Here is a 2,456-nt window from a genome sequence, read left to right as displayed (position 1 = left end):
AGCCGCACGAACGGGGCGGCGGCCAGCACGGCCACGCACAGCACGTGGGCGACGCGCGTGCCGCCGAAGCGGCCGAGCAGCGCGCCCGACAGCGCGGTGCCGATGCCGGCCGCGAAGAACGTGATGACGAGCGTGCGCGCGACGAGCGAGCCGTCCGGGTCGACGTCGGACAGCATGCCGGTGAGGAACGGCACGATCACGAAGAACGCACTGTTCAGCACGAACTGGCTCAGGAAGTACGCGCTGCCGCCGCGCGCGCCGAAGAACCATTCGATCGACGCGATCATCGCGAGCTGCGCGGCCCAGATCAGCGCGAGGCGGTGCCGGTGGCTGGCCGGATGCGACGGAATCGCCGCGCCGACGAAGCCGAGCAGGGACGACACCGACAGCAGCACGCCGATCGTCGTGGGCGACAACCCGGCACGCTCGCCGACGAAGCCGGCGATCGCCCATTGCGACGCCTGCACGCCGTAGACGAGCGCCGTCACGACCCAGATCGCGATCACCGGCCGCCACGGCAGCGTGCCGGCGCGCAAGCGGGCCTGCGCGGGCGCGCTCGCGAACGCGTCGATGCCGCGGATCGCGGGCGCCAGCACGGCGACGACGGCGGCCAGCAGCGCGAACACCCAGCGCCCGAGCCACGCGGCCGGCAGCGCGGAGATCAGCACGAGGATGCCGCCGTTGACGACGCCCGCGAGCAGGTTGATTTGCCCCCACAGGCGGTCGGTCGATGCGCGTTGCGACACGCCGGACGCGACGACGACGAACAGCATCCCCTCGAACAGCCCCGTCATCCCGCGTGCGAGCGCCGCCGACACGATGCCGGGCGCGACCGCGCCGAGGGCCTGGCCGGCGATCGTGCCGATCAGGCCGGCCAGCGTGAACGGCCGCGCGGCGCGCGCGATCCGGTGCGACAGCAGCGCGCAACTGATCGCGATGCCGAGGATCTCGGCGCTGACGAGCGCGGTCGCGGTGCCTTCGTCGAGCCGGAAGCGCGTCATCACCGCCGCGACGAGGAACGGCGACAGGATCAGGCCGTTGGTGGCGGCCGCGAACGCGAGCGCAAGGCGGACGACGGCGCCGGTCGACGGATCGGGACGCGACGGCGCGGCCGCGTGCAGCGTGGCTGTGCTCATGAGGCCTCCTGGCTGGATCGCGGCCGATCTTGCGCGGCGCCGGCCGTTTCGTGCATCGGGTGTGTCCCCCGGTGGGCCGGCGTGGCGCGAGCGGTGGCGCTTGCGTTTGCGCCTGCGCTTTGCGGCAGGCCGAACAGCGTACGCAGGTACGGCGTCAGGAAGCGGCCGTGCGGGTCCATCCGCTCACGCAGCGCGAGGAAATCGTCCCAGTGCGGGTAGCACGCCGCCAGCTCGGCGGCCTTCATCGCGTGCACCTTGCCCCAGTGCGGCCGCCCGCCGTGATTGCGGCAGATGGCCTGCACGCCCGAGAAATACGCGTCGAACGGCATCCCGCGATACTGGTGCGCCGAGATGCGTACGCTGTCGCGCCCGTAGTCGGGGCTCAGCCAGATGTCGTCGCCGCGCACCCAGCGGTATTCGAGCGGGAACATCAGCGGGAAGCTGCGGCGCGCGATGAATGCGCGGATTTCGCGCAGCGCGTCGGCGCCGCGGTCGGCCGGCACCGACCACTCCATTTCGTTGAAGCGCACGCGGCGCACCGTCGACAGCATCGCGTAGCTCGCATCCACGTGCCGGCCGGCCGACACGGTCGATGCGCACAGCCGGCTCAGCGCCGGGCACAGCGCCGGCACGCGCCGGCCGAGCCCGCACAGCGCGCCGAACACCGTGTTCTCGAGGAACGACTCGGACGCGCGGCTCGCCCAGTGCACTGCGTCGGCCGGCTCGTCGGTCATGTCCCACGCCTTGGTCAGCACGGTGTCCGTGTGCGGGAACCAGTAGAACTCGAACGAGCGATGCTTGGCGATCAGCGTGTCCGCCTGAGCGAGGCAATCGTCGAGCCGCATGCCGCCGCGCTCGAGGCGCAGCTTGAACGCGGGCACGAGGCGCAGGCCGATCTCGGTCAGCACGCCGAGCGCGCCGAGCCCGATCCGGCCGCCGGCGAACAGTTCGGGATGCGTGTCGGCGCTCGCGCGAATCTCGCTGCCGTCCGCGCACATGAAGGTCAGGCTGTCGATCTGCGTCGCCAGGTTGCCGAGCGTGATGCCGGTGCCGTGCGTGCCGGTGCTGGTCGCGCCGGCGATCGACTGCACGTTGATGTCGCCGAGGTTCTCCATCGCGAGGCCGTGCGCGGCGAGCGCCGGGCCCAGCGCCCACAGCCGCGTGCCGGCATGTACGCGCGCGACGCGCCGGTCGCGGTCGACGTCGATCACGCCCTGCATCGCGTCGAGCGACAGGATCACGTCGTCGGTCTGCACGAGCGGCGAGAACGAGTGCCCGGCGCCGGCCGCGCGCACGGTGGCGCCGGCTGCCGCCGCGTCG

At 72.5% G+C, this 2,456-nt stretch carries 2 protein-coding genes; both read right to left on the bottom strand.

The window, feature by feature from the left end; translation table 11 throughout:
- Positions 1–1,136: MFS transporter (locus DPV74_RS40775; RefSeq protein ID WP_162923317.1), on the bottom strand; the 1,136-nt coding region annotated here is incomplete at its 3' end.
- On the bottom strand, positions 1,133–2,456 hold a 1,324-nt coding region (locus DPV74_RS40770; RefSeq protein WP_240440116.1), incomplete at its 5' end, for a D-arabinono-1,4-lactone oxidase. The genes DPV74_RS40770 and DPV74_RS40775, both read right to left, overlap by 4 nt.

Source organism: Burkholderia sp. HAN2018 (assembly GCF_024704855.1).
In the GTDB taxonomy this organism is placed as follows: Bacteria; Pseudomonadota; Gammaproteobacteria; order Burkholderiales; family Burkholderiaceae; genus Burkholderia; species Burkholderia cepacia.
Note: the sequence above shows the minus strand (reverse complement) of the source record. Positions and strands in the feature narration are given on the sequence as shown.